Consider the following 19,563-nt stretch of genomic DNA (forward strand, 5'->3'; position numbering starts at 1 on the left):
TTAAATGAACTTACTATCCGTAGAAAATATATCAAAAGCCTTTGGCGAACGCATAATTCTTGAAAACATCTCTTTTGGCATCAATAAAGACCAAAAAATAGCCTTTATCGCTAAAAATGGTACAGGGAAGACTACTTTACTCAATATTATTGCAGGCAAAGACCAACCCGATAGCGGACAAGTAGTATTCCGCAAGGGCATACATATAGGTTTTCTCTCACAAAATCCCTCTTTTAACGAAGAACTAACAGTAGAAGAGACTATTTTCGCAACCGACAATCCTATTTTACGATTGATTCAGGAGTACGAACACGCTTTACAGCACCCTGAAAACGAAATGGCTTATCAAAAGGCTTTTGAACAGATGGAACGCCATAATGCCTGGGATTTTGAAACACAATACAAACAAATACTCTTCCGTCTAAAATTAGACAACCTCCAACTGAAAGTGAAAAACCTTTCGGGAGGACAGAAAAAGCGTCTCGCCTTAGCCAATGTACTTATTAGCAAACCTGACTTGCTGATATTGGACGAACCTACGAATCACCTCGACTTAGAAATGATTGAATGGTTAGAGCAGTACTTTGCCAAAGAAAACCTCACACTCTTCATCGTTACACACGACCGTTATTTCTTGGAACGCGTGTGCAATGAAATCCTGGAATTGGACAATGGCGAACTATTCAGCTACAAAGGGAACTACTCCTATTTCTTAGAGAAAAAAGAACAGCGATTAGCACAAGAGCAGGCTTCGGTAGAGAAGGCTAAAAACCTTTATGTAAAGGAACTCGACTGGATGCGTAGGCAACCTAAGGCACGGACTACCAAATCGAAATCGCGTATAGACGATTTTTATAAGATAAAGGAGGCAGCCCACAAGCGTCGGAAGGAGCACTCGGTACAGCTCGAAATCAATATGGAGCGATTGGGAAGCAAGACGGTGGAGTTTCACAATGTGAGCAAGAGCTTCGGAGACTTGTGCGTGCTCAATAAGTTTAATTATAATTTCTTGCGGGGCGAACGAGTGGGAATTATAGGTAAGAACGGCACGGGCAAATCCACCTTTCTCAACTTGCTCACCTCGTCTATCACGCCTGATAGTGGTAAAATAGTAGTGGGAGACACTATTAAGTTCGGGTACTATACCCAAGATGGTATTGAGGTACAACAAGGACAAAAGGTAATAGAAGTGATACAAAAGTATGGCGATTACATTCCTCTACTTAAAGGGCGCACTCTCTCAGCAGGGCAGCTATTGGAACGCTTTCTCTTCGACCGTAAAAAGCAATACGACTATGTAGAGAAACTCAGCGGAGGGGAACTCAAACGCTTATACCTATGTACTGTACTCATTCAAAACCCCAATTTTTTGATTTTAGACGAGCCTACGAACGACCTCGATATTGTTACTCTGAACGTCTTAGAAGACTTTTTGTTAGACTATCCAGGGTGCTTGGTGGTAGTATCACACGACCGCTATTTTATGGATAAAATAGTAGACCACCTTTTTGTCTTCAAAGGTAATGGAGAAGTAGAGGATTTCCCTGGTAACTACACCGATTACCGCGTGTACGAAGAGAGCGTTCCTCCGACAGACGATGCTCCCAAGAAAGAAGCTTCCAAAAACACTTGGCGCAAGGACGAAACGAAAGGTTTATCGTTCAACGAGCAGAAGGAATACAACCGATTAGAAAAAGAAATAGCGCAGTTAGAAGAGAAAAAAGCTGCTATAGAAGCTACTTTTGCCGAAGGAAGTCTTAGCAGTAATGAAATACAAGAACAATCAGTAGCCTTGCAAGAGACGCTTATTGCGATAGAGGAAAAGACCGAACGCTGGTTTGAACTAACGGAGAAGCTGGAAGAACATTAATATTTTACTCCACTGACAAGTTAGCATATTAAGAGTATTTTCGCTATTTACTTAATTTTATGCATTACAATTTTCAAATTCTACTTTATTTTCGTATCTTTGCCCCCTCACTCACTATATAATGACTCATTCAGGAAAAATTGAACTAATGGCACCAGCTGGTAATTTTGAGTCGCTACAAGCGGCGATAGACAATGGTGCCGACTCAGTGTACTTTGGGGTAGACCAGCTGAATATGCGCGCAAGGGCAAGTATCAACTTTACGATTGACGACCTTGATGAAATAGCGCGCCGTTGTGCTCCTAAGGGCATTCGCACTTATCTCACCCTTAATACTATTATTTATGACCACGACCTATCTATCATCAAAACACTATTAGACGCTGCCAAAAAAGCAGGTCTTACAGCTGTAATAGCTATGGATCAGGCAGTCATAGCTTATGCTCGACAAATAGGAATGGAGGTACATATCTCTACCCAAATCAATATCACTAATATTGAAACCGTGCGCTTCTACGCGATGTTTGCTGATACAATGGTAATGAGCCGTGAACTGAGCTTACGACAAATCAAGAAGATATGTGAGCAGATAGAAAAAGAGCAAATCAAAGGACCTTCGGGCAATTTGGTAGAAATAGAAATATTTGGACACGGGGCACTTTGTATGGCGGTATCAGGCAAGTGCTACCTGAGTTTGCACTCACACAACTCATCAGCCAATCGCGGAGCTTGCAAGCAAAACTGTCGCAAGAAATACACCGTAATCGACCAAGAAAGCGGTTTTGAGATAGAATTGGATAACGAGTATATGATGTCGCCTAAAGACCTCTGCACGATTGACTTCCTAGACCAAGTAATCGACACAGGGGCAAAGGTATTAAAGATTGAAGGACGTGGGCGCGCTCCTGAGTATGTGGCTACCGTTATTCGCACTTACCGAGAAGCAATAGATGCTTATTACGCAGGCACATACAGTAAAGAAAAATTTGAAAGCTGGATAGAAGCCCTCAAAACGGTGTACAATCGTGGTTTCTGGAGTGGATATTATTTAGGGCAAAAGCTCGGTGAATGGAGTGAAAACCCAGGCTCTAATGCTACCCAAAAGAAAGTGTACATTGGGCAAGGTAAACACTATTTCCCTAAGACTGGTATAGCTGAGTTTGCTATTGAAGCCTTTGATATAAAGATAGGCGACAAATTACTTATCACTGGACCTTCAACAGGCGTTCAAGAAATAGAGCTGACCTCAATGATGGTAAACGATACTCCTGCTGAAAGAGCTAAGAAAGGTGATTCTTGTACTATCAAAACCAATTTCAGAATAAGGTTATCAGATAAACTGTATAAAATAGTAAAAACAAATATCAATTAGCAGATTGGCAGATTTAGTTTAATATGGTAATAGTAACCTTACAGCGTGAAAAATGCATAGGCTGTAACTACTGTGTAGAGATGGCTCCTGAGCAGTTCCAGATGTCGAAAAAAGATGGCAAGAGCGTATTATTACGTTCCACTGAAAAGAAAGGCTTCTTCACCCTAAAAAGTTATGACGATAGTATTTTTGAGGATTGTGAGAAAGCACAAAAAGCCTGCCCCGTGAAGATTATCTCTACCAAAAAATTATAGTATTAACAACAAACGACTAACATCTAAAAATAATAAACAATGAGAAAAATAGTATTATTAGCCATATGTTTGTTTGCTTTTTACAATGTAAAAGCACAATACATAGGAGTGAAAGCAGGGTACAATTATGCTACCTTAAAAGGAGATGTAAGTAGTGAGGCAAGTTTTAAACCATATCACGGTTATTATGCTGGGGTTACTTTAGAGTTTCCCCTATCTAAATTGTTCTCTTTACAGATAGAAGGTATCTACAATCGTCGTGGTGCACAAATAAAATCTGATAGATATGGGAATGCTACTTTGGCTCTTGATTATCTTTCGGCTCCTGTAATGGCACGATTCAATGTAGGAAAGGGTATTAATCTGCACGTAGGTCCTCAGATAGAGTATCGCGTTGACCAGCCTAATTTCTACTTCAATGGTACAGAACCCGTAACTCGTGTAAAATCAGATGCCATAGACATTATAGATGTAGCTATGACTGCAGGGATAGGTTACACTACTGATGCAGGTTGGTTTTTCGAAATACGCTGGGTACAAGGACTCACTAATATCTTTGAAGGCGATGAGGCAAGCCTCATAAGTACGGGTATTGCTAATTCTTACGACTTTAAAAATAGAACGCTCTCAATGGGAGTAGGGTATCAATTTTAAGCTAAATAATAGGTAACAAGATGTATAGACTGATATATGCAATACTTTTGATTGGATTGTTTTCTTGCGAGAAAGAACGGCAAACGCGCAACCCTAACTTAGGAGAAGTACATTTCACCTATACTATCGATATAAGTTTACCTCTCTATAACAGTTTAAAAACACCTATGAATACGGTTTTTATACCTCACAGAGGTATTAAAGGATTTTTTGTAACTTGTTATAGTAATGGAGGATATCGTGCTTGGGAGGCTACTTGTCCTAATCATAATTTACAAGAGTGTCATAGTCGCCTGTTTGGCATAAGGGCTATAGAAGATGAAAATAGCTATGAGAAGACTGGTCACGACTATACTTTTGCCAAATGTTCTTGTGGTAAAACAGTTTACAATTTAATATCAGGAGCTCCTATTGCTATTGGACAAATTGCCAAACCTTATCCTTTACTAAATTATAATGTTTCAGTAGCTGGTAATATTTTAACTATTAGTAACTAATGCTATCAGTACGTTTTGAAAATACAAAGCCCATCACATTTATCATTGTGCTATTAGCACTATTGATAGGTGATGGGCTATTTCAATTTAAAATACTACAACTTCCTCTCAGTGACGTGTCTCATCTCACTGTTTTAATGAGTACTTTTGTATTACTCTTTCTTTCTTTATTATTACTTCACCAAATAGACCGGTGGAATGAACTTACTGACACCAAAAACTGTTACTCTATAGCCTTCTTTAGTATTTTCGTAGTGCTCTTCCCTACCCTTTTTGATAAAGTGAAATTAGTAGGTGCTAACTTACTCATCATTGTAGCCTTGTGGCGTGTACTTACTCTTAAAACAGGTGAAGGCATTCCACAAAAACTATTCGATACTTCTCTACTAATCATTTGTGCAGGCTTGTTGCACCCTTGGGCTTTAATATTTTTGCTAAATGTATGGATTTCTCTACTCTTTTACGGAGCTGAAAAACGCCGTTATTGGTTTATACCTCTTTTAGCAATCATTACTGTTAGCATCTTATTAGGGGCTATTTTATTAATACTTCAAGAGCCTTTTCCTATTGATGATTTTACAAATCTCATCACTTCAGATATAAATAATCTTCTAAACTTTTCTTCTCATTCCATTGCTACAACAATAGCAGTATGTAGCTTAGCGCTCCTTCTTTTAGTGGCATTAGCAGTATACTATTTCAGAAGTGTTTATCACAGTATCAGCTCATTAGTAGTAATACAATTCCTCTGGATAGGACTTATAGTAGTATTCTTTTCCAAAGAAGTGATATACATCTTTGCCCCTATTGCCATTCTCTTTGCTCTTTATGTAGAGAAAATACGCGTATGGTGGCTAAAAGAAATCGTACTATGGTCACTATTATCTATGCCTGGCATAGGGCTTCTACTCCATTTTATTACCAAAAGCTAAATCACCCGCATCACCTAAACCTGGTACTATATAGCCGTGGTCGTTAAGGTGAGCATCTATGGTAGCAATCCATAAATGAGTAGTCTCAGGAAACTTATCTTCCAAGTATTCTATCCCCTGCTGTGCCCCTATAACAGCAAATAAATGTATCTCTTTAGGTGTTCCTAAAGGTTTCAGCGCATTGAATACATTAGCAAACGAACGCCCTGTAGCCAGCATTGGGTCAGCTAAGAATAAGATTTTACCTTCTAAGGACGGCGAAGCCAGATACTCCACCATTATATCGAAATCAGTCTCGGAAGTGTGTTTGCGATAAGCCGAGATAAACGCATTATCAGCATTATCAAAGTAGTTCATCAAGCCTTGATGCAATGCCAAACCAGCACGCAAAATAGAGCAAATTACTATCTCGTCTTTCGGAAGTTGTACCTTCTTTTCGCCCAAAGGTGTAGTAATTGTTTCCGTTTTATAGTGTAGAAACTTACTCATCTCGTAACACAACACCTCCCCTATTCGTTCCAAATTTTTACGGAATCGCATACGGTCTGCTTGAATATTTACATCACGCAACTGGGCGATAAATCGGTTTAATACGGAAGGCTCTTCGCCTAAATGATGTATGATCATTGGTCTGTTAGCTTTATATTTTCACGCCACAAAAGTAGTATATAATTTGCTAATTTACAAATTTGCAATTTGGTAAATTATTTTTTTTGGCACACTATTTGGAATAACTATACTGAATCATTAAACAATAATTAAGCGTATGAAAAACAAAATCACTAAATTAACAGCTTTTATTGCGATAATGCTACTCACCACCGCTACCTATGCTCAAGAGTTTCACTTAGGAGCAAAAGCAGGTGCTAACTTAGGTAAAGTAGAAGGTGTAGCCTATGACAAAAACTTTAAATTGGGCTATCAATTAGGTGGTTTCGTCGAATTCGATTTCAATGATAGCTGGGGGCTACAGGGGGAAGTACTCTTTAGTCAAACCAATACAGAGCTCCGCGATAGCTACCAATCTGTTTGGAACGATAAGTTCGAAAAGAAAAAAACACTGAACTACGTAAGTGTACCAGTACTCTTCAAATACAACCCTAACGGATTGATTTCACTACACGCAGGACCTCAATTTAGTTTCCTTGCCAACCGCGACCAAAGTACTTGGGAAAACGGAGAAAAGCTCTTTAAAGATACTGATTTTTCATTAGTAGCAGGAGCCGAAGTAAATTTAGGTCCTCTTTTTGCTTACGGTCGCTATGTATGGGGTTACAGTGATATTAGTAACGCCCTTAAAGAAAAAGCAACCACCCAACAAATACAATTGGGCGTAGGGGTACGTTTTTAGAAAATAGGAATATTAGTTAATTAGAAATAGGGTTTAAGTGATTTATAAATCACTTAAACCCTTTCTTATTTTTTAAACAACCTTAATTACTCTTCGCCTTAGATTCACCTTCCCTTCGTTGTTCCTTTATCTGCCCGTGCGAGTCGCACCGTCTTTTGTTCATTTATATATACAAACTTTACCAAAATTTGAAACTTTGGCAAAGTTGAAATCTACTAATAACATTCTTCTTATTTATATCTTAGTTTTAACTTACCCCCACTTTTCCTCCGCCTTTTGTTCGTTCTTTGTTCGTTCTTTGTTCGTTCTTTGTTCGTTCTTTGTTCGTTCTTTGTTCGTTCTTTGTTCGTTCTTTGTTCGTCTTTTGTTCGTCTTTTGTTCGTCTTTTGTTCGTCTTTTGTTCGTCTTTTGTTCGTCTTTTGTTCGTCTTTTGTTCGTCTTTTGTTCGTCTTTTGTTCGTCTTTTGTTCGTCTTTTGTTCGTCTTTTGTTCGTCTTTTGTTCGTCTTTTGTTCGTCTTTTGTTCGTCTCACTTTTCCGTTACTACACTCCCTCTCCTTGGGAGAGGGTTGGGGAGAGGATATTTTGTTTGTCTTTTGTTCATCTGCCCGTGTGGCTCACACTGCCCGTCGTGCTACGACCTCGCACTTTACCTTTTATCTTCAACAATTAGTATTATTGGCATTATTGGCATTATAGTATTAATTATGGATATAGTAAATATTTCTTTCTCATCTCCTTAAACTGCTCTATATCCTTTTTCCACGATTGGCGTATTTCGTCTTCGGTCTTCCCTTCGCTTATTTGCTTCTTTAATATATCATTACCAGCAATCTTATTGAACGATGAAGTAAAGAAAGGTGTTTTCACTCCTTTGCCTTGCTCAAAAGCTTTTTTAAGCCAAGTGAGATTTAGTTTATCCAAACGAGGCGTTTTTCTCAAGTCCTCACCGTAACATAGCTCACCGTTAAACTTCGGATTCTTGTCGCCTGCATTAGGGTGTGGCGTAAAGCTAAAAGCCGTCTTATCAAAATAAGGAGAGCCATAAATCTGAAACTGCATATCGGTACCGCGCCCCATACTCACATTTGTCCCCTCAAAAAAACACAAACTTGGGTACAAGTTCACCGATACATCATTAGGTAAGTTAGGCGAAGGTTTTACCGGTAAGCTATAAGACGTTTGATGTGTATAATAGGCAAGAGGAATCACTTTAAGGTCAGCAGTAACGCCTGCTTGCAACCACTTTTCACCATTTATCATCTGAGCATATTCGCCAATAGTCATTCCATAAACCACGGGTACAGGGTGCATCCCAATAAAACTCTTAAAAGCAGGTTGCAACACCGCTCCATCAATGTAATGCGCATTAGGATTCGGACGGTCGAGTACTATTACAGGAATATGCTGTTCAGCACAAGCCTCCATCACATAATGCAAAGTAGAAATATAAGTGTAAAAGCGCACCCCTACATCTTGCAAATCAAAAAGTACAAGGTCTACACCTTTCAGTTGCTCAGCAGTAGGTTTTTTGTTTTTACCATAGAGCGATACAATAGGCAAGCCGGTTTTAGAGTCCTTGCCGTCTTTCACTACTTCACCTGCATCGGCTTCCCCTCTGAATCCGTGTTCAGGAGCAAAAACCTTGCTGATAGATACTTTCTTCTTTAATAACGTATCCACCAAATGCACATAATTCCCTTTTTCGGCTTTCACAATCCCAGTCTGATTCGTAACGATAGCTATATTTTTAGCGCGTAAATCCTTAATGTAAAGATACATTCGGTTAGCGCCTACCACCACTTCTTTCGTCTGTTTTTCAGTGTTTTGCACAGAAGCATTACCTTGTGTCTGTCCATTATTTTTGCACGATATAAGCGTACATAAGAAAAAAAGTGTAACTTTGGCACTTCTAAAAGGCATTATTGTTTTGAATGTTGAATATTTCATAGCAAAAAGAGTTATTTTTTCGAAAGGGGACAAAGGTACAATTTCTTCCCCAATTATCAAAATGGCAATAGCTGCCATTGCTGTGGGTATGGTGATGATGCTCATTGCCATTGCTACGGGTATTGGCTTGCAACGCAAGATTAGGGAGAAGTTGGTAGTCTTTCACGGGCACATTCAGATTTTTGATTATAGCAATAATATATCAGAGGTTAGTACTAAACCTATTAAGTTACAACAAGATTTTTACCCTACTTTTTCAGCAGTACCCGAAGTTACCCATATTCAAGCAGTAGCTACCAAAGGTGGTATCATCCGTACTGAAACCACTTATGAATCGATTCTCGCTAAAGGTGTGGGAAAAGACTACAATTGGTCGCTTATTCGCGATTTTATTACCGAAGGACGCACCCCTAATGTAGCGAGTGAAGAAGTAACCGATGAGGTGCTAATGTCTACCTATTTAGCCAACAGATTGCACCTAAAACTGGGCGACCGTTGCCAAGCTATCTTTTTAAAAGACGAAGCTGCCCAAGCTCCTAACCAACGTAGTTTTAAAATCGTAGGACTTTACAATAGTGGCTTTCAAGAATTTGATGCGTCGTACGTCTTCACTGATATACGTCATATTCAGAAAATTAATAAATGGCAACCTGACCAAATAGGCAATTTCGAGCTTTTTATCAAAGATTTTGACCGTATAGAAGAAGTAGGCAAACAAGTGTACGGCAAGGTAGGTTCATTCCTCGATTCGCAAACTATCATTCAGAAGTTTCCTTTTATCTTCGAATGGCTTGGTATGTTCGATTTCAATATTTACCTCATCATCGGGATAATGATAGTTGTTGGTGGATTTAATATGATTACGGCTATTCTCGTGCTCATATTGGAGAAAACACCAATGATAGGTACTTTAAAGAGCTTAGGTGCTTCTGACCGCAGTATCCGCAAGATATTTTTGTATAATGCTACCTATATCATAGGCTTGGGACTCTTATGGGGGAATGTTTTAGGATTCTTATTGCTCTGGTTACAACAGCGTTACAGCCTTATCAAGTTAGACCCTGCCACCTATTATGTAACCGAAGTACCGATTGCTTTCACTCCTCTGTGGGTGTTATTGCTCAATATAGGCGTTTTGCTATTGTGCTTGCTAATGCTACTCATTCCTACCTATGTGATTACCAAAATATCACCTACTAAATCTATGAAGTTTGCGTAAATAATTTGAGATAGTGCAAAAGTGAGTGCATAATTATTTAAAATCTTTGCTTTATTCAAAATAAAGAAGTACATTTGCCACAAATTAAAAAATGTGACTATATGAAAAGAAATATTAGCACTTTGGACAAGAATATCCGTTTGCTCATTATCGTTATCACTGCGATATTGGGGTATTTTAACGAGTTTTCTATTACCATTGCTTCCGTGTTATCAGGCGTTTCTATATTGCTTTTGGTAACCATTCTCATTAATTTCTCACCCATTTACGCACTTTTAGGTATCAGTACCTATAAGCCTAAAGAAAAATAATTATTATGACTTCTTTTTTTAACGAAACTCCCTTTGTCTTTCCTTTTAAGAAAAACGAAGTAAAACGTTGGGTGAAACGCGTAGCCCAATCCGAAGGTAAAGAGGTGGGCAATATCAACTATATTTTTTGCGATGATGAGTATTTGCACAAAATAAATGTAGAGTACTTGCAACACGACACCCTTACCGATATCATCACCTTTGATTATTCTGAGGGCAAAGTGCTCCATTCGGATATTTATATTTCGGTAGAACGTGTAAAGGAGAATGCTAACATCTTTAAAGTGCCGTTCCAAAGAGAACTCCTGCGGGTATTGGCACACGGCTTGTTACACCTCTGCGGTTATAAGGATAAAACACCGGAAGACAGTGCGCTAATGCGCAACAAAGAAGAAGAAAAGATGAACCTTTTTACGGTTGTTTAGGAAGAGTAGATTTGAGCTTTATAGTAAAACTCGCTAAATAACCATAAATAAGCAAAAGTAAGGTGCCTATGTAGATACTATTGTCAAAAGCATAGAAATTTACAAATGAGAAAACAACACTCATTCCAAGGAAGATTTTTATCTTCCTTTTTTTATAGGGTATCGGATAGTATTTTTGTCCGTAGTAATACGAAATAAACATCATCGCCCCATAGGTGATGAGTGTTGCTAACGCCGCCCCTTTATAACTGAGCCAAGGAATAAGCGCAAAGTTGAACACTACCGTAATAGCCATTCCTACTAAGGATACGATAGCCCCGAAACTGGTACGGTCGGTTACTTTGTACCACACCGAAAGACTGTGGTAAATACCCAAACAAAGGTTAGCTAACAAGATAATAGGTACAATCCAAAGGGCTTCCCAATAGGCTTTGTTAGGTATCAAAATAAGTTTAAAAACATCAGTGAATACGGTAATAAAGAGCAAAATAAAGCCTCCGCAAACAATGAAATATTCAGTGATACGAGCATAGGTTTTAGGCGCATTCTTATCCTGTGCACTGCTGAAAAAGAAAGGTTCTATACCAAGTTTATAAGCAGTAACAAAGAGGTTCATAAATACCCCCATTTTGTAACAAGCAGAATAAATACCTATAGTTCCATCGGCAGTATCAGCGGGAAGGAGCATACGCAAGAACACTCGGTCAAAACCTTCGTTTACGGCAAAAGCAATACCTGCCAATAATACAGGGAAAGCATAAATCATCATCTCTTTCCAAAGTCGATAATCAAAACGGAAATGTATTTTGAAATAGATAGGCAACAAGACAATGAAAGTCGCTAAACTCGCTATTACGTTGGCTAAAAAGATATAATATACACCACCGTTGGTAGCAAGGGTTTCAGCAGGTAAATAGTTCAGGTAGTAAATGTTAAGAGCTAAATTCACTGCTGTATTCCCTATTTTAACAATAGCATAAAGTTTGGCTTTGCCTTTGTTCCTGAGCCACGCAAACGGAATAACCACTAAGGCATCGAGTACTAATATATAAATGGCAAAGACAATATACTGTACATCGTAGTTCAGCCAGGAGGCAATAAAGTGTCGCAATAAGTAGGCAATCAGCAGGAAAAACAAAGAGCTGACTGTAAGAGAAGTAAGTGCAGTAGATTGTACCTTCTTCTTCCGTTCGCCTTTGTTCATAAAGCGGAAGAAAGCTGTTTCCATACCGTATGATAGCAGTACGTTCCCCAAGATAAGATAGACAAACAACCCTGAATAGATACCAAAATCGGCAGTATCGAGTTTATTCACGTACAACCTTGTGAGCAATAGGGTAAGCACACGAGGGAGTACAGTAGCAATGCCGTAGATAATGGTATCTTTAAAAAGTTTTTTCAACATAAGGCGTTTTTATTATCCAAATAGTTCTTGTATTGCATCTTCTATCTTGGCAACTTTTACAATCCTAATTTTAGTATTTTTAAGGGCTATTTTGTTATATTTTGATACAAAAATAGTGTTGAAGCCTAATTTCTCAGCTTCTGTAATGCGTTGCTCTACGCGTTGTACAGGGCGTATTTCACCGCCTAATCCTACTTCGCCGGCAAAACAGACGTCCTTTTCAATTGCTATATCTTCGTTAGAAGATAGGATAGCCATCGCCACTCCTAAGTCAGTGGCGGGGTCGTCGATAGTAATGCCTCCGGTAATATTAAGGAAGACGTCCTTAGCTCCTAAGCGGAATCCTGCGCGTTTCTCAAGCACTGCCAAAAGCATATTGAGGCGTTTGGCATTGAAGCCCGTAGTACTGCGTTGTGGTGTTCCATATACCGCTGTACTTACGAGTGCTTGTATTTCAATCATCAGCGGACGCATACCTTCCAAAGTGGCAGCTATGGAGGTACCGCTAATCGTCTCATCGGTTTTGGAAATGAGAATCTCCGAAGGATTATTTACCTCACGCAATCCGTTGCTAAGCATCTCGTAAATACCTAGTTCGGAAGTAGAGCCAAAGCGGTTTTTCAGTGAACGCAAGATACGGTACACGTGATTACGGTCGCCTTCAAACTGCAAAACCGTATCGACCATATGCTCTAATATCTTAGGTCCTGCTATTTGTCCGTCCTTAGTGATATGCCCAATGAGTATTACAGGAGTGTGAGTAGTTTTAGCAAACTTAATCAGTTCGGAGGCACATTCCCTAATTTGAGAAATACTCCCTGCTGATGCCTCTATATAATCAGATTGAAGGGTTTGGATAGAGTCGATAATCACGATTTCGGGCAAGAGTTCTTTTATCTGCTGAAAGATATTTTGCGTCTTAGTTTCAGTGAGGATAAAGCAATTATCGAGCTTATGCGGAATGCGGTCAGCGCGCATTTTTATCTGTTTCTCACTTTCCTCCCCCGATACGTAGAGGGTACGATAAGGCAAGTTAAGAGCTATTTGTAGCAGTAGCGTACTCTTGCCAATGCCAGGTTCACCCCCTAAAAGAGTAACCGACCCCGGTACAATTCCACCACCCAAAACGTTATTCAATTCGTGGTTGTTGCTATTGAGGCGCGCCTCCTGTTGTGTATCGATTTGCGAAATAGAGATATACTTAGGAGCTTTACTCTTGATAGGTGATTCTTTCTCTTGCCAAGCAGGAGCAGTGTCTTTCTGTACGACTTCTTCCACAATGGTATTCCACTGCTTGCAGACGTAACACTGTCCTTGCCATTTGCTGTATTGTGCTCCGCAATTCTGACAGAAATATGCTGTTTTTAGTTTTGCCATTTTTTAGGAGATTAGATGTTAGGAAGCACGAGCTACAAGCTCGTGCCAGCATAGATAGAGGTTAGGTTTTAGGCGTTAGATTATCTGGAAAAGCAAATTATCTATTGTTCATCGTTAATTGCAAAAGATATTGCCCGTATTGGTTTTTGAGCATTGGTTTTGCTAACTCTTGCAACTTTTCAGCAGTAATCCAACCTTTACGATAGGCTATTTCTTCCAAACAAGAGATTTTGAGTCCTTGACGTTTCTCTAAGGTTTCTACGAAGTTTGATGCTTCGCTAAGTGAATCGTGAGTACCCGTATCAAGCCACGCAAAACCGCGCCCTAAAAGTTGTACTTTTAATTCGCCGTCGTTTAGAAACTCTTGATTCACCGTAGTAATCTCCAATTCACCTCGTGCTGAGGGTTTGATACTTTTGGCTACTTTCACTACTTTATTGGGGTAAAAATAGAGTCCTACTACGGCATAGTTAGATTTAGGCTGTGTGGGTTTTTCCTCAATGCTAAGCACATTACCCGCGGTGTCAAACTCAGCTACTCCATAACGTTCAGGGTCTTTTACGTAATAACCAAAGACAGTAGCTTTGTGTTCTTTCTTTACATTCTCTACCGCTTGAGCGAGCATTTTCGAGAAACTCTGTCCGTAGAAAATATTATCTCCTAATACCAGGCACACATCGTCATCGCCTATAAACTCTTCGCCTATGATAAAAGCTTGAGCCAAGCCATCGGGACTGGGTTGCTCGGCATAGCTAAGGCGAATGCCGAAGTCGGAACCGTCACCTAAGAGGCGCTCAAAACCTGGTAAGTCCTGAGGAGTAGAAATTACCAATACCTCGCGAATACCCGAAAGCATCAGCACCGATAATGGGTAGTAAATCATTGGTTTATCGTAAATAGGGAGCAATTGTTTAGAAACTCCCTTAGTAATGGGGTAAAGGCGTGTACCTGAACCGCCTGCTAATATAATTCCTTTCATCGGTTGTTAGTTTTTTCAGACGTTAGTAATTACTATAACTTTCATATTATTTTGAGCATTGCCCAAAGTCGTTATACGACAAGCTATCAAAAAAACTTTGGCAAAGGTACAGTATTTATTTGAAATTAGCAAATGTGCTATTAATACCACAATGCCAATTGTTGAAGGTAAAAGATAAAAGATAAAAGGTAAAAGGTAAAGTGTGAGCTCGTAGCGCAACAGACAGATAAAATTAGTAAATTAGTAAATGAGTCAATTAGCAAATGGGGACGGGAGAATAAAATAATGTAGATATAAAAAGCTTATAGGAAAGACGAACAATGAACGAACAAAAGACGGTGCGAGCCGCACGGGCAGATAATGAAAAGACGAACAAAAGACGAAGAAAAGACGAACAAAGAACGAAGAAAAGACGAACAAAGAACGAAGAAAAGACGAACAAAAGACGAAGAAATGACGAACAAAAGACGAAGAAAAGACGAACAATGAACGAACAAATGACGAACAAATGACGGTGCGAGCCGCACGGGCAGATAAAGAAATGACGAAGGAAAAGTGGGGGTAAGTTAAAGCTAAGATAAAAATAAAAAGAGGGTTATTAGTAGATTTCAACTTTGCCGAAGTTTGAAACTTTGGCAAAGTTCGTACATATAAACGAATAAATGACGGTGCAAGCCACACGGGAAAATAGACAATGAACAAAGGAAAAGTAGAGACAAGGTGGTGAAAAAGCGGAGAGCAAACGGAGAAAAACGACTGGAAAAATTAATTAGAAAATAATTTTGGGTAAATGAAAATAAATTCCTACCTTTGCCAAATTAACACATAAATAAGATTAAAGATTATGAAGAAATTACTAGCCTTAATAGCTTTTTTATGGGTAATGACCGCCTGTGAAAAATCAGGGGAAGATACGCCCAAAAATACGCAAACTCAAATACCTTATGATTGGGATTTTTATTTGAAGCCTTCTCGGTTGTATGCAGTAAAAAATGAAAAAAATGCCGAGTTGAAAAAACTGTATTACCAAGTGTATGGTACGCCCTGCGGAGATTGGTATGATGGAATTAACCCAAACAGTAAGGATAGCGACCTCTATCTAAAGAATTTTGTTGAAGGAGCTGAACACGCTCGCAAAACGCCTATTGTAGTGATTTACGGTATCCCCAATCGCGATTGTGGCTCGTTTTCAAAAGGTGGACATCCTAATGCTGCTTCTTACAGAGCGTGGATAGATCGCGTAAGTGCCATTATTGGAAAACGCCGTGCAGTAGTAATTATCGAACCCGATGCTATTAACTACTGTAGACATAAAAAGGGCTCGGCTGAGTACAAAGAACGCGCTGATTTGCTTACTTATTGTGCAAGAAAGCTAAAAGAGAATAACCCTAATGTAGCGAGCTATATTCACGCTGGGAATTCTGTTTTGGTTACACAACACCCTGAAGCTGTTGCCAATGCCATTATAGATGGAGGCTTACAATATATGCGTGGTTTCGCACTGAATGTTTCGGGCTTAGGAGGCACTGCTGAAGAACAAGCAGGAGCCGAGAAATTTGTAACTTACTTAGCTTCTAAAGGCTTTAAAGATGTGCATTACGTGATTGACACAGGGCGCAGTGGCATCAATAGACCTAAACACCAGAATGCAAATGCTCCTTATAACTCTTGCAATAACTTTAATGCAGCTTTAGGCCCGCGTAGCACTACCAAAACCACAGGTGCACACGCCGATGCTTATTTATGGATTAACGGAGGAGGTGGCTCTGACGGTGAATGTAATATGGGAGCCCCCGCAGCGGGAGATCCTTATCCTGAATATACGAGACACTTGGTGCAAAACGCTATGAGAGTAAAGAGTATAGAGATTTTGGAAGTACCTCAAAACTTAAAATAGTCGTAACACGACAGGCAATTATAAAATAACCTTTATCATTGCAAAGATAAGAATAATACAGATAAATAAGATTAATGATTATGAATAAATTACTATCCTTAGTAGCTTTTTTATGGGTAATGACCGCCTGTGAAAAATCAGGGGAAGAGAGCGACCCCTCTACACAGACTCCAACAACGCAAACCTCTACTACACAAACTCCTACTACTCAGACCCCTACTACACCTCCTATTACGCCTCCGGTTACTCCTCCTATTCCACCTAACCCACCACAAGGTAAAAAGCCGGTAGCTTATGACTGGGATTTTTACTTGGAGCCCTCTCGGTTAGACGTAGTAAAAAATGAAAAAAATGCCGAGTTGAAAAAGCTGTATTACCAAGTGTATGGTACGCCCTGCGGAGGTTGGTATGACGGCGGTGTTAGTCCTGGTAGTGGTGGTAAAGAGAAAAATGACCGTTGGCTTAAAAACTTCGTTGAGGGAGCAGAACGCGCTCGCAAAACGCCTATTGTGGTGCTTTACGGTATTCCCAATCGCGATTGTGGGTCGTTTTCAAAAGGAGGGCACCCTAATGCTGCTTCTTACAAAGAGTGGATAGACCGTGTAAGTGCCATTATTGGACAACGCCGTGCGGTGGTTATTATTGAACCTGATGCCATTAACTACTGCGGTCACCCAAGAGGCTCAGCTAAATACAATGAGCGTGCTGAACTGCTTAATTATGCCGCTGAAAAACTAAATAAGAACAACCCTAATGTAGTGAGCTATATTCACGCTGGGAATTCTGATTTGGTCACAAAACACCCTGAAGCTGTTGCCAATGCTATTATAGATGGAGGTTTAAAATATATGCGTGGTTTCGCACTGAATGTTTCGGGCTTAGGAGGCACTGCCGAAGAACAAGCCGGAGCCGAGAGATTTGTAACTTACTTAGCTTCTAAAGGTTTTAAAGATGTGCATTACGTGATTGACACAGGGCGCAGTGGTATTAATAGACCTAAACACCAAAATGCAAATGCTCCTTATAACTCTTGCAATAACTTTAATGCAGCTTTAGGCCCGCGTAGCACTACCAAAACCACAGGTGCACACGCCGATGCTTATTTGTGGATTAACGGAGGAGGAGGCTCTGATGGTGAATGTAATATGGGAGCCCCCGCAGCGGGAAAGCCTTATCCTGAATATACAAGACACTTGGTGCAAAACGCTATGAGAGTGAAAAGTATAGAGATTTTGGAAGTACCTCAAAACTTAAAATAGTCGTAACACGACAAGCAATTAGAAACTTTGGCAAAGTGTGTGAAGAGTCGTAGCACAACAGAAGAGACATTTTATTTACATTGCCATTGGAAGTCTTCGACTTTAGATTGCATTTCGGGACGGTACTCATAGTGCCACCACTCTGAGAAAATAGATTTAAAGTTATATTTGTTGAGTACACCCTTCAACAACTTGCGATTCTCAAGTACCTTTTTAGGGAGGGTCGTGCAAGTGTGATGTGCTTTTTTACCAAAGAAATCAAAAGGAGTACCCATATCTAATTCCTTGCCTTGTGCATCTACAAGGGTAAGATCGACAGCAGCCCCGCGATTGTGTTTAGAACCTTTCGCGGGGTTTGCTACGTAGTGGGTACCTGGAAGTATCTTCCACATCTTTTTCTGTACCGAAAGCGGTCGGTAGCAGTCGAACAATTTAATGCGGTATCCCAACGATTTAAACTCTTCATTAGCTTTTACCAAAGCCTTTGCAGTACTCTTGCGGAGATAGCATTCTCCACAATCATATACTGCTTGTTTGAGAAAATTATCGGGGGTGGCGTATTTCATATCGAATACAAAGTCATTAGAAAGGCTTCTGAGGAGCACAAAATCATTCTGCTGTGCTAAAAGTGAGGACACTGATAATAATATAAAAAGTTGTAAGAGGTATTTCATAAGAGTGATTTTCGGCAAAAGTACAAAAAAACTTAAAAAAGGCTTGCTATATGTAACAAATTTACTACTTTTGTGCTATGATTCAGAAAACAGTACAAATACTCAACAAACGGGCAAAATTTGAATATGAAATCCTCGACAAATACACGGCGGGGATTGTGCTCGTGGGTACCGAAATAAAGTCTATACGAATGGGAAAAGCCTCGATAGCTGAGAGTTTTTGCGAGTTTAACGATAAAGGAGAGCTTTTCGTAATCAACTCTACCATTGAAGCATATGACTTTGGCACCTATTACAACCACCGCCCAAAAAGTGAACGCAAACTGCTTTTGCAGAAAAAAGAACTTCGCAAACTCAATAAAGAAGTGAAAAATAGCGGACTTACCATCGTACCTCTCAAACTCTTTATTAACGAAAAAGGCTTGGCTAAAATGGATATAGCCTTAGTACGCGGTAAGAAATTGTACGATAAACGCGAAACTATTAAAGACCGTGATAACAAGAGAAACTTGGATAGGCTGATGAAGAAGTAAGTCCTCACCCCGTTCCCCTCTCCCAAGGAGAGGGGCAAACTGTGAATTAATTATTAACAATTAATCATTAGATAAGTGTATAGAGATTTTAAAGAACTCCCCGATGATGCCCGTGTGTGGGTATACCAATGCAACCGTAGCTTTACAGAAGAAGAGCAAAAGCAACTGCATACACAATTAGAAGAATTTATAAACCACTGGATGGTGCACGGTAAGGATTTGCTATCATCATTTGAATTGCGCTATAACCGATTTATAGTTATAGGAGCATTACCCGATGCCCACGGTGTAGGAGGTTGTTCTCTTGATGCTTTAGCGCACTTTATTCAAGAGCTTGAAGCCCAATACAACGTTACATTGCTTGACCGTATGAATGTGAGTTACCGTCAAGGTGAACACATCGCCTATAAAAACCTTGCCGATTTCAAAAAAATGGTAAAAGAAAAAGCAGTATCGGCACAGACTATAGTGTTCAACAATTTGGTAAATACTAAAATAGAATGCGAAGAGAATTGGGAAGTGCCTTTGGAAGACAGCTGGCACAACCGGTTTTTATAGTGCGAGCCACAGTGCGAGCCGCACAAGCAAAAAGTGCGAGCCACACAG

General features: G+C 39.6%; 22 protein-coding genes. 15 read left to right on the forward strand and 7 right to left on the reverse strand.

Annotated features, from left to right (window positions below; genetic code table 11):
• Nucleotides 1-4 precede the first annotated feature (4 nt).
• The 6 genes from COCH_RS10700 to COCH_RS10725 all read left to right on the forward strand — a co-directional run bounded on the left by COCH_RS10700 (nt 5) and on the right by COCH_RS10725 (nt 5,579).
• The gene (locus COCH_RS10700; RefSeq protein ID WP_015783081.1) at nt 5-1,870 is read left to right on the forward strand and encodes an ABC-F family ATP-binding cassette domain-containing protein; all 1,866 of its coding nucleotides are present in this window, start codon (nt 5-7) and stop codon (nt 1,868-1,870) included.
• 121 nt (nt 1,871-1,991) lie between these two features.
• Nucleotides 1,992-3,242, forward strand: a complete 1,251-nt coding sequence (locus tag COCH_RS10705) for a peptidase U32 family protein (RefSeq protein ID WP_015783082.1) — start codon at nt 1,992-1,994, stop codon at nt 3,240-3,242.
• Between the two features lie 23 nt (nt 3,243-3,265).
• Nucleotides 3,266-3,496 carry a ferredoxin gene (locus COCH_RS10710; protein WP_002672503.1) on the forward strand — a complete coding sequence of 77 codons (231 nt, stop codon included), beginning with the start codon at nt 3,266-3,268 and terminating at the stop codon, nt 3,494-3,496.
• Between the two features lie 39 nt (nt 3,497-3,535).
• Entirely contained in the window at nt 3,536-4,150 is a 615-nt protein-coding gene (locus COCH_RS10715; RefSeq protein ID WP_009419506.1) for a porin family protein, read from the forward strand.
• Nucleotides 4,151-4,170: 20 nt separating this feature from the next.
• Nucleotides 4,171-4,647 (forward strand): hypothetical protein, encoded by a 477-nt coding sequence (locus COCH_RS10720; protein ID WP_015783083.1) that lies wholly within the window; start codon nt 4,171-4,173, stop codon nt 4,645-4,647.
• Complete coding sequence (locus tag COCH_RS10725) at nt 4,647-5,579, forward strand: hypothetical protein (RefSeq protein WP_015783084.1); 933 nt, start codon at nt 4,647-4,649, stop codon at nt 5,577-5,579. The genes COCH_RS10720 and COCH_RS10725 overlap by 1 nt, the downstream gene beginning before the upstream one ends.
• On the opposite strand, the gene upp is transcribed toward COCH_RS10725, so the two are convergent.
• Nucleotides 5,553-6,206, reverse strand: coding sequence for a uracil phosphoribosyltransferase (gene upp, locus COCH_RS10730; RefSeq protein WP_002672507.1), 654 nt, complete (start codon nt 6,204-6,206; stop codon nt 5,553-5,555). The two genes, COCH_RS10725 and upp, sit on opposite strands and share 27 nt — an antisense overlap.
• A 139-nt stretch (nt 6,207-6,345) precedes the next feature.
• Here upp and COCH_RS10735 point away from each other — a divergent pair, with 139 nt between their 5' ends.
• Complete coding sequence (locus tag COCH_RS10735; protein ID WP_015783085.1) at nt 6,346-6,930, forward strand: porin family protein; 585 nt, start codon at nt 6,346-6,348, stop codon at nt 6,928-6,930.
• A 252-nt stretch (nt 6,931-7,182) separates the two neighbouring features.
• Here the strand turns inward: COCH_RS10735 and COCH_RS12230 are convergent, their stop codons facing one another.
• Nucleotides 7,183-7,461 (reverse strand): hypothetical protein, encoded by a 279-nt coding sequence (locus COCH_RS12230; RefSeq protein WP_041546858.1) that lies wholly within the window; start codon nt 7,459-7,461, stop codon nt 7,183-7,185.
• Nucleotides 7,462-7,633: 172 nt separating this feature from the next.
• On the reverse strand, nt 7,634-8,956 hold the full coding sequence (locus COCH_RS10745) for an exo-beta-N-acetylmuramidase NamZ family protein (protein ID WP_041546860.1): 1,323 nt from the start codon (nt 8,954-8,956) through the stop codon (nt 7,634-7,636).
• Between COCH_RS10745 and COCH_RS10750 the strand changes: the two genes are divergently transcribed.
• From COCH_RS10750 to ybeY, 3 genes are all read left to right on the forward strand, one after another.
• Entirely contained in the window at nt 8,940-10,097 is a 1,158-nt protein-coding gene (locus COCH_RS10750) for an ABC transporter permease (protein WP_041546862.1), read from the forward strand. The genes COCH_RS10745 and COCH_RS10750 overlap by 17 nt on opposite strands.
• A 101-nt stretch (nt 10,098-10,198) precedes the next feature.
• Complete coding sequence (locus tag COCH_RS10755) at nt 10,199-10,408, forward strand: YgaP family membrane protein (RefSeq protein WP_002672528.1); 210 nt, start codon at nt 10,199-10,201, stop codon at nt 10,406-10,408.
• A 5-nt stretch (nt 10,409-10,413) separates the two neighbouring features.
• The gene (gene ybeY, locus COCH_RS10760) at nt 10,414-10,833 is read left to right on the forward strand and encodes an rRNA maturation RNase YbeY (protein WP_015783089.1); all 420 of its coding nucleotides are present in this window, start codon (nt 10,414-10,416) and stop codon (nt 10,831-10,833) included.
• Here ybeY and COCH_RS10765 read toward each other — a convergent pair.
• The 3 genes from COCH_RS10765 to rfbA form a co-directional block, all read right to left on the reverse strand.
• Nucleotides 10,820-12,238 (reverse strand): lipopolysaccharide biosynthesis protein, encoded by a 1,419-nt coding sequence (locus tag COCH_RS10765; protein ID WP_015783090.1) that lies wholly within the window; start codon nt 12,236-12,238, stop codon nt 10,820-10,822. The two genes, ybeY and COCH_RS10765, sit on opposite strands and share 14 nt — an antisense overlap.
• A gap of 12 nt (nt 12,239-12,250) precedes the next feature.
• Nucleotides 12,251-13,615: a DNA repair protein RadA gene (gene radA / locus COCH_RS10770; protein WP_009411859.1), complete on the reverse strand. Its 1,365-nt coding sequence runs from the start codon at nt 13,613-13,615 to the stop codon at nt 12,251-12,253.
• Nucleotides 13,616-13,712: 97 nt separating this feature from the next.
• The gene (rfbA, locus tag COCH_RS10775; protein WP_015783091.1) at nt 13,713-14,594 is read right to left on the reverse strand and encodes a glucose-1-phosphate thymidylyltransferase RfbA; all 882 of its coding nucleotides are present in this window, start codon (nt 14,592-14,594) and stop codon (nt 13,713-13,715) included.
• A 320-nt stretch (nt 14,595-14,914) separates the two neighbouring features.
• On the opposite strand from rfbA, the gene COCH_RS12235 reads away from it, so the two are divergent.
• From COCH_RS12235 to COCH_RS10790, 3 genes are all read left to right on the forward strand, one after another.
• On the forward strand, nt 14,915-15,106 hold the full coding sequence (locus COCH_RS12235) for a hypothetical protein (protein ID WP_041546864.1): 192 nt from the start codon (nt 14,915-14,917) through the stop codon (nt 15,104-15,106).
• A 332-nt stretch (nt 15,107-15,438) separates the two neighbouring features.
• Nucleotides 15,439-16,491: a glycoside hydrolase family 6 protein gene (locus COCH_RS10785; RefSeq protein WP_015783092.1), complete on the forward strand. Its 1,053-nt coding sequence runs from the start codon at nt 15,439-15,441 to the stop codon at nt 16,489-16,491.
• Between the two features lie 80 nt (nt 16,492-16,571).
• Complete coding sequence (locus COCH_RS10790) at nt 16,572-17,750, forward strand: glycoside hydrolase family 6 protein (RefSeq protein WP_041546965.1); 1,179 nt, start codon at nt 16,572-16,574, stop codon at nt 17,748-17,750.
• A 71-nt stretch (nt 17,751-17,821) separates the two neighbouring features.
• Here the strand turns inward: COCH_RS10790 and COCH_RS10795 are convergent, their stop codons facing one another.
• Entirely contained in the window at nt 17,822-18,424 is a 603-nt protein-coding gene (locus COCH_RS10795) for a M15 family metallopeptidase (protein ID WP_015783094.1), read from the reverse strand.
• Between the two features lie 77 nt (nt 18,425-18,501).
• On the opposite strand from COCH_RS10795, the gene smpB reads away from it, so the two are divergent.
• A complete protein-coding gene (gene smpB, locus COCH_RS10800; protein ID WP_009410605.1) occupies nt 18,502-18,957 on the forward strand; it encodes an SsrA-binding protein SmpB in 456 nt (151 codons plus the stop codon).
• 75 nt (nt 18,958-19,032) lie between these two features.
• Nucleotides 19,033-19,515, forward strand: a complete 483-nt coding sequence (locus COCH_RS10805; RefSeq protein ID WP_015783095.1) for a hypothetical protein — start codon at nt 19,033-19,035, stop codon at nt 19,513-19,515.
• Nucleotides 19,516-19,563: the final 48 nt, after the last annotated feature.

Source organism: Capnocytophaga ochracea DSM 7271, from assembly GCF_000023285.1.
GTDB lineage: Bacteria > Bacteroidota > Bacteroidia > Flavobacteriales > Flavobacteriaceae > Capnocytophaga > Capnocytophaga ochracea.

Bases quoted from the DNA above. Each gene is read 5' to 3' on its own strand.
- COCH_RS10700 (WP_015783081.1), top strand. From the start codon at position 5: ATGAACTTACTATCCGTAGAAAATATATCAAAAGCCTTTGGCGAACGC.
- COCH_RS10720 (WP_015783083.1), top strand. From the start codon at position 4,171: ATGTATAGACTGATATATGCAATACTTTTGATTGGATTGTTTTCTTGC.
- COCH_RS10745 (WP_041546860.1), bottom strand. From the start codon at position 8,956: ATGGCAGCTATTGCCATTTTGATAATTGGGGAAGAAATTGTACCTTTG.
- COCH_RS10725 (WP_015783084.1), top strand. From the start codon at position 4,647: ATGCTATCAGTACGTTTTGAAAATACAAAGCCCATCACATTTATCATT.
- COCH_RS10715 (WP_009419506.1), top strand. From the start codon at position 3,536: ATGAGAAAAATAGTATTATTAGCCATATGTTTGTTTGCTTTTTACAAT.
- rfbA (WP_015783091.1), bottom strand. From the start codon at position 14,594: ATGAAAGGAATTATATTAGCAGGCGGTTCAGGTACACGCCTTTACCCC.
- COCH_RS10795 (WP_015783094.1), bottom strand. From the start codon at position 18,424: ATGAAATACCTCTTACAACTTTTTATATTATTATCAGTGTCCTCACTT.
- COCH_RS10785 (WP_015783092.1), top strand. From the start codon at position 15,439: ATGAAGAAATTACTAGCCTTAATAGCTTTTTTATGGGTAATGACCGCC.
- smpB (WP_009410605.1), top strand. From the start codon at position 18,502: ATGATTCAGAAAACAGTACAAATACTCAACAAACGGGCAAAATTTGAA.
- ybeY (WP_015783089.1), top strand. From the start codon at position 10,414: ATGACTTCTTTTTTTAACGAAACTCCCTTTGTCTTTCCTTTTAAGAAA.
- radA (WP_009411859.1), bottom strand. From the start codon at position 13,615: ATGGCAAAACTAAAAACAGCATATTTCTGTCAGAATTGCGGAGCACAA.
- COCH_RS12235 (WP_041546864.1), top strand. From the start codon at position 14,915: ATGAACGAACAAAAGACGGTGCGAGCCGCACGGGCAGATAATGAAAAG.
- COCH_RS10710 (WP_002672503.1), top strand. From the start codon at position 3,266: ATGGTAATAGTAACCTTACAGCGTGAAAAATGCATAGGCTGTAACTAC.
- COCH_RS10735 (WP_015783085.1), top strand. From the start codon at position 6,346: ATGAAAAACAAAATCACTAAATTAACAGCTTTTATTGCGATAATGCTA.
- COCH_RS10790 (WP_041546965.1), top strand. From the start codon at position 16,572: ATGAATAAATTACTATCCTTAGTAGCTTTTTTATGGGTAATGACCGCC.
- COCH_RS10750 (WP_041546862.1), top strand. From the start codon at position 8,940: ATGGCAATAGCTGCCATTGCTGTGGGTATGGTGATGATGCTCATTGCC.
- upp (WP_002672507.1), bottom strand. From the start codon at position 6,206: ATGATCATACATCATTTAGGCGAAGAGCCTTCCGTATTAAACCGATTT.
- COCH_RS10765 (WP_015783090.1), bottom strand. From the start codon at position 12,238: ATGTTGAAAAAACTTTTTAAAGATACCATTATCTACGGCATTGCTACT.
- COCH_RS10705 (WP_015783082.1), top strand. From the start codon at position 1,992: ATGACTCATTCAGGAAAAATTGAACTAATGGCACCAGCTGGTAATTTT.
- COCH_RS10755 (WP_002672528.1), top strand. From the start codon at position 10,199: ATGAAAAGAAATATTAGCACTTTGGACAAGAATATCCGTTTGCTCATT.